We start from the raw sequence: 6,452 nt of genomic DNA, 5'->3' as shown, positions 1-6,452 counted from the left end.
TAAACATTATATTATTATTAATATCTAATTAACTCAATAATTTTATTTTATCTTGAGGTTTTGTCAACTTAACACAAAAGCGTCAGCAGAAAATCCTCAGAAAAATTAATATATTTTAATAGAATATGAAAGGAGAGAATATTCAAGTGTCCAAGAGAATGGCATTAAACGTGTTTATGTTAATTCTTCTGCAAACCCTCTTTCAATAGAAGGTCTAATATTTACCGGCAATTCATTTATTATCAAATTAGCTGCTTCAGGATTGCCTCCAAATCTTAGAGCAATTTGAGCTCCTATTCCTTCATAACAGTAAACTCTGTAGCGAGGGGCTATTTCTTGAATATAATCAGAATATTTTTTAAAGCTGAAACCATATCTTTCTGCAGCAAATCTTCCAATTCCCTTGTAGACTGACTGCTTCTCAGATTCAGAAAGGGAATGTATAATATCCTGAATCCTGCTAATATGGTTTTTGTTTAAAAAACCAACTTCCTCTCCTGCACTTTCGTAGAGGAAACCTCTGGAATTCTTTGGGAAGGGCTCTATTATTTTAGTAAATCTATTTATGTCAAAATCTGATCTACTAAAAAGTTTAATTCCTAACCCTTTGTAAACTCCTTCCTTTTCCTCTTTTTCCAAACCCTCTACAAAAGCAATAGTTTTTTCAAAGTCTGCACTTTTTTCCAGAACTTCCTTTCCCCATATAGGATAAAAAAACTTCCTATATTTTCTATCAATTACTTTTATTAATTCATATATATTTGTTTTAGGTAGTTTTTTTTCCTCCAATAGACGTACTACCCCTAAATATGCATAATATCGTTTTTTTCCAGGGATTTTATTTAAAGCAAAAAAAGGTTTTTTATATTGATTGTAAACTATATCTTCTCCAACACCAAAACCTATCCCTTCATAATAATAAGATTGATATATGATATCAATCTTACTTATCCATTTTTCAAAAATCTTATATTCTTCAAAACCTTTTTCCCACACAAGCCCTCTTCCATTAACAATTTTTCCTAATCCAAGATAATAAAAATGTTTGTAGTCCGGATCCATTTTTTCCCCTTGCTCTACATATTTTTTGAAGTCATTTCCAAACCTGTAGTAGGTATGTAAAGCAAGGGTGGTATATGAAAAGCCGTCTAAATCGAAATAGGTCATACCTTCGCGATAGCCAATCCTGCTATTGCTGAATGCACCTAAGATGAGTAATATAATTAGTATTCCATAACCAAAAATTTTCTTAATTGTTTTTTTATTATCTGTTAATTTTGAAATAAAAAGAGCTATGATTATGAAAAAGATTGGGAAAAGAGGGATTATGTATCTATGGCCTACTAATGGGTCAATATCAGCTAACAGGGTTTCAAATCCAGAGAAAAGATATATCAAAGTAAAAAGAATAAATGCTACGATAAAAAAACTTTCCTTACATATTTCTACAGAAGAAATTCGGTGTTTTTTTTGGACAGAGACTAAGGTTTTAAAAATCTTCTTAAAGGTATCTTTGCTTTCCCATGTTACAAAAAATAATGACATTAACAGGATCAAGTAATAAAAATAACGAAAATTGGGGATGCCAGGTATTTTAATTTGTGGAAAATTTAGAATGTAAGAGAGATCGAATGAAAAATATCTTATTAATTTAGCAAAAAAGTCTATTCTATTTACAGTTCCCTCAATCCCTTGTTTTGCAATTATATCTATACCCCTGAATGAATGAGTTATGTTGTAATATAGCCATGGACTAAATCCTATCAGAATGGATGAGCAATATATTAGGAAATACTTTCTAAGGAAAAACTTCTTATCAAAGATGTACCAGAAGAAGAGGCATGTCAGAAAAGAATAAAAGCACATATATGAAAAATATATGGAAAACCCCGATATTAAACCAAAGAAAAATAGGCTAAAAAAGTTGTATTCCTTATCTTTAGATGGATCTTCTTGTCTTTTGAAAAATATCTGAAAGAAAGTAAGAATTGTGAGAAGAGAGAAAAAAATTGAATCTAAGTGACTACCCCAACTTGTAAGGGTTGTCTCAGTATAAAGTGGAGGAGAAAAGATAAAAAGCAGAGAGGTAAGGGTTGCTGCTTTAAGCCCGAAATGTTTATTTATTAAGATAAAGCAAATAATGAGGCTTCCCAGAGAGAAGGTAAGTCCAATTAATTTAAGAGAAAAATATGAGTCTCCAAAGAGTTTAAAAAAAGGGACTCCTATTATTCCGTAGATTAAAGGTCCTCCGAGAAAGGGCTTAGGTTGGTAATCAAAAAGCGGCATCTTAAGCCCTTTTAAAATCTCTCTTGTAATTGTGCCAGAGTATAATTCTTCCCATTGAGTCAGGAAGATTCTAGATGTTAATATCTGGAGCCTTACGGCAAGGAAGCTAAAAATAAAAATAAGTAGTAAAAGTATACACTTCTTTTTGTCATTCATCTTATCATCACCATTTTCTCATTGCAGAAGAATAGTGTAGGAAAATTGCTAATAAACCAATACACTGAGAAATATATAATAGCCTATTTTATTTTACCTTCATAACCCTGAAACAGCAACCCTCTGCGCCCTCAAGAATGTGAGAAACTAGTTTAGCCTTTAGGATTCCATACTTCTCTAAGAGCCAGAAGTCAGTATAGCAGACAGGTTCACAGGGAGAAGGTAAATTATGTTTTTGTGTAGCTTTTAAATGCGGGCAATTCCAAAGGGTTTCATACCAGACCTTTTCCCCATTTTCTGTTTTTTCTTCAATCTTAAGTTTCCAGTCAAAAGGTGATGACAAACCCTCTTCCCTGTTCATAAGAACGTTAATGTCAATCCCCTTTATTTTTGGCAGTAAATTCTTTTTAAATTTTTCTTCAGCAATAGCCTTAAAAATCCTTTCACCTTCATTCTTGCCGCAGACAACCTTTAAATTTTCATATAGATCAGGCAGTGCTAATCCAAATCTTTCAAGCAGTATATCCCTTTGTTTCTCTACAAAAGGAGTCTTATTCGCCATTTTTATTCCTCCTGTAATTTTATTTTACCGGCTGTTATCTTTTATACTTTTTTGCAAGCTCAACATAGTTGATAGCAGAAACTTTTATTTCCTCTATTTCTTTTTTACTTATCTTTCTTTTTGGCTTTGCCGGAATTCCAAGAACAAGGGTTTCAGGTTCAATTACTGAATGTTCAGGAACAACTGAACCTGCACCAATAATGCAGCCATCTCCAATTCTCACATCATCAAGGACGATTGCACCCATTCCTATAAGACAGCAGTCCCCGATTGTACAACCGTGTAGCATTGCCCCGTGCCCAACTGTCACATAATCTCCAATAATTAAAGGATACTTGTCTGTGGTAACATGTAGCATTGCCCCATCCTGTATATTTGTGCTTTTACCAATAGATATGAAATTCACATCCCCTCTTGTTACTGTCTGAAACCACAGGCTTGAAAACTCGTCTATTTTAACCTTTCCAATGATATTAGCTGAACCTGCAATAAAAACGCTTGGGTGTATTACAGGTTCAATATCTTTATATTTGATTATCATTTGCTATCAATTAACTGGCTGAATTAAAATATGGACTTTTATACGATTTTTAAAAACAAAAGGTCAAGAAAAGACTTAAGCTGACAAGGCTTATGCTTGAATTTATTTTACAAAAAAGTAATCTTTCCATAAAGAGATATTTATAGTAATGGTAAAAACAAAATGCTTAAGACAATATTTTTTGTTGAAATTATAAGGAATAAGGTTATTATTAAATACTTGACTTAAAATTATACCTGCAATTTTTAAAAAAGGAGGAAGCACGGCAAATGGATATGGATATAATAGTTGAAAAAAGTATAGAGAAGATCAAAAATAGATACCTTCTTGTTGTCCTTGCTGCAAGAAGGGCACGCCAGCTTGGGGCAGGCTTTGAACCGCTAGTTGAAACCAAAAGAAGTAAACCAACAATAATAGCGCTTGAAGAAATAGCAGAGGGAAAAGCCAGTGTAGAAACTGACGAAAACGAAGATTAGTATGAAAAAGCTAAAGTTTTCTATATTCAAAAACAAAATTAATGAACAGAAAAATGGGAATAAAGGAAACTCTCTTATTCCCAAAGAATTACCACTGTTACCTCTCAGAAACTCAGTAATGTTTCCAAACACTGTTATGCCGCTGGTAGTTGGCAGGGAAAAATCTGTTAAATTGGTAAAAGAAGCAATCGCATCACAAAAGATGCTTGTGGTTGTAGCTCAAAAAGACGGCAGAATTGAAGACCCCGAAGAAGAGAACATGTACACTATCGGAACTGTCGGGACTATAATAAAAACCTCAAATCTAAGTGCCAGCAGCCTCAGTGTAATAGTACAGGGATTGACAAGAATAAGAGTAAAAGAATTTGTGAGAATTGAACCTTATTATTCAGCAAGAATTGAAGTTTTGGAAGACCAGCTGAGCAAGGATATTGAAACTGAAGCCCTTTTGATAAATTTAAAAGATATGGCAAAAAAAGCCATAAGTTTATCAAAAACTTTGCCAAATGAATTGACCCTTATTATTGAGAATATTAGCGAGGCTGGAAAATTAGCTGATTTGATAGCTTCAAATCTGAACATTTCAATTGAAGAAAAACAGGGACTTCTTGAGACTCTGGAAGTAAAACAGAGGCTAAAAAGAGTTTCAGTTTTTCTTAATAAAGAACTTCAGGCGCTTGAAATGGCAGATAAAATTCATTCTGATGTTGTCGGAAACGTTACAAAGGCTCAGCGTGAATTTTATTTAAGAGAACAGCTTAAAGCCATAAAAAAAGAATTAGGCGAGGACGGTGATGACACTGGAGAAATAAAGGATTTAAGGGAGAAGATAAAAAACTCCGGGATGCCTAAGGAAGTGGAAGAGGAGACAATGAAGGAACTAAACCGGCTATCAAAAATACACCCTTCATCAGCAGAATATACAGTATCAAGAACCTATCTTGACTGGCTTGTAGAATTGCCATGGATTTTTCACAGTGAAGATAATATGGACTTAAAAAATGTCAGAGACGTACTTGATGAAGACCATTATAATCTTGATAAAGTCAAAAAAAGAACAATTGAATATCTGGCTGTAAGAAAATTGAAACCTGATAAGAAAGGACCTATCCTTTGCTTTGCAGGTCCTCCCGGGGTTGGTAAGACCTCGCTTGGAAAATCAATTGCAAAAGCTCTTGGCAGAAAATTTGTAAGGATATCTTTAGGGGGTGTAAGAGATGAGGCAGAAATAAGAGGGCACAGAAGAACCTATGTTGGAGCTCTGCCGGGAAGAATAATTCAGGGGATAAAGAGGGCTGCTTCAAAAAATCCTGTTTTTATGCTTGATGAGATTGATAAACTCGGCTCTGATTTCAGAGGTGACCCGTCTTCAGCACTTCTTGAGGTTTTGGATCCGGAGCAAAATTTTTCATTTTCTGACCATTACCTGAATGTTCCCTTTGACCTTTCAAGGGTAATGTTCATAGTCACTGCAAACGTGCTGGAATCAATCCCGAAAGTCCTTCTTGACCGGATGGAAGTTCTTGACATTCCTGGATATACAGAAGAAGAAAAGCTTATGATAACAAAAAAACATATAATTCCAAAACAGATAGAAGAGCACGGCTTAAAAACAGAAAATCTTGGTTTCAGCGATAATGCACTGAGAGCAATTATCAGAGATTATACTAGAGAAGCAGGATTGAGGAACCTTGAAAGAGAGATTGCAACAATCTGCAGAAAAGTGGCAACAGACGTTGCCGAAGGTAAAATTGAGAAAGCTGAAATAGATGTTGATATTTTATCAAAATATCTTGGTCCAAAAAAATTCTTCTCAGAAATTGCAGAAAGACTTTCAAGGGCTGGTATTGCAACTGGTCTTGCATGGACCTCAACCGGTGGAGATATAATATTTGTCGAAGCTTCAAGGATGAACGGCAAAGGAAATCTCACACTGACAGGCCAGCTTGGGGATGTTATGAAGGAATCAGCCCAGGCTGCCTTAACATATGTCAGATCTCAGGCAAAAGAGTTTAATATACCTGAAAATTTCTATGAAAAAAGCGATATTCATGTACATGTTCCTGCAGGGGCAATTCCAAAAGATGGTCCTTCAGCAGGAATCACTATTTTCACAGCCCTTCTTTCCTTGCTTACAGAAAAAAGAGTCAGGAGTGATATTGCCATGACAGGAGAAATAACACTGCGTGGAATGGTGCTTCCGGTTGGAGGGATAAAAGAGAAGGTCTTGGCTGCAAGAAGAGCAGGAATCAAAAGAATCATTCTTCCGAAAAACAATGAAAAGGATTTAGAAGATGTTCCTGAGAATATTAAAAATGACATGCAGTACCATTTTATATCCAGAATTGATGAGGCAGTTAAAATCGCCCTTGAAAAAGAAACTGAAATAGAAAACCAGAAACAGGAACCCGCCATCCTTTACACCTGACCA

Annotated in this window: 5 protein-coding genes; 2 read left to right on the top strand and 3 right to left on the bottom strand. The window is 34.7% G+C overall.

Annotated elements, in window-relative coordinates; all coding sequences use genetic code 11:
* Positions 1 to 174: 174 nt before the first annotated feature.
* The 3 genes from A3H37_12205 to A3H37_12195 form a co-directional block, all read right to left on the bottom strand.
* Positions 175 to 2,442 carry a hypothetical protein gene (locus tag A3H37_12205; GenBank protein OGL49981.1) on the bottom strand — a complete coding sequence of 756 codons (2,268 nt, stop codon included), beginning with the start codon at positions 2,440 to 2,442 and terminating at the stop codon, positions 175 to 177.
* A gap of 88 nt (positions 2,443 to 2,530) precedes the next feature.
* A complete protein-coding gene (locus A3H37_12200) occupies positions 2,531 to 3,004 on the bottom strand; it encodes a hypothetical protein (protein OGL49980.1) in 474 nt (157 codons plus the stop codon).
* A 34-nt stretch (positions 3,005 to 3,038) separates the two neighbouring features.
* Positions 3,039 to 3,545 carry a gamma carbonic anhydrase family protein gene (locus tag A3H37_12195; GenBank protein ID OGL49979.1) on the bottom strand — a complete coding sequence of 169 codons (507 nt, stop codon included), beginning with the start codon at positions 3,543 to 3,545 and terminating at the stop codon, positions 3,039 to 3,041.
* Between the two features lie 275 nt (positions 3,546 to 3,820).
* Here A3H37_12195 and A3H37_12190 point away from each other — a divergent pair, with 275 nt between their 5' ends.
* Both A3H37_12190 and A3H37_12185 read left to right on the top strand, forming a co-directional pair.
* On the top strand, positions 3,821 to 4,021 hold the full coding sequence (locus A3H37_12190; protein ID OGL49982.1) for a DNA-directed RNA polymerase subunit omega: 201 nt from the start codon (positions 3,821 to 3,823) through the stop codon (positions 4,019 to 4,021).
* A gap of 1 nt (position 4,022) precedes the next feature.
* Positions 4,023 to 6,449 carry an endopeptidase La gene (locus A3H37_12185; protein ID OGL49978.1) on the top strand — a complete coding sequence of 809 codons (2,427 nt, stop codon included), beginning with the start codon at positions 4,023 to 4,025 and terminating at the stop codon, positions 6,447 to 6,449.
* The last annotated feature ends 3 nt before the right edge of the window (positions 6,450 to 6,452 follow it).

The organism is Candidatus Schekmanbacteria bacterium RIFCSPLOWO2_02_FULL_38_14, from assembly GCA_001790855.1.
GTDB lineage: Bacteria > Schekmanbacteria > GWA2-38-11 > GWA2-38-11 > GWA2-38-11 > 2-02-FULL-38-14-A.
The sequence above is the reverse complement of the archived record's forward strand: the minus strand, read 5'-3'. Positions and strand labels throughout refer to the sequence as shown.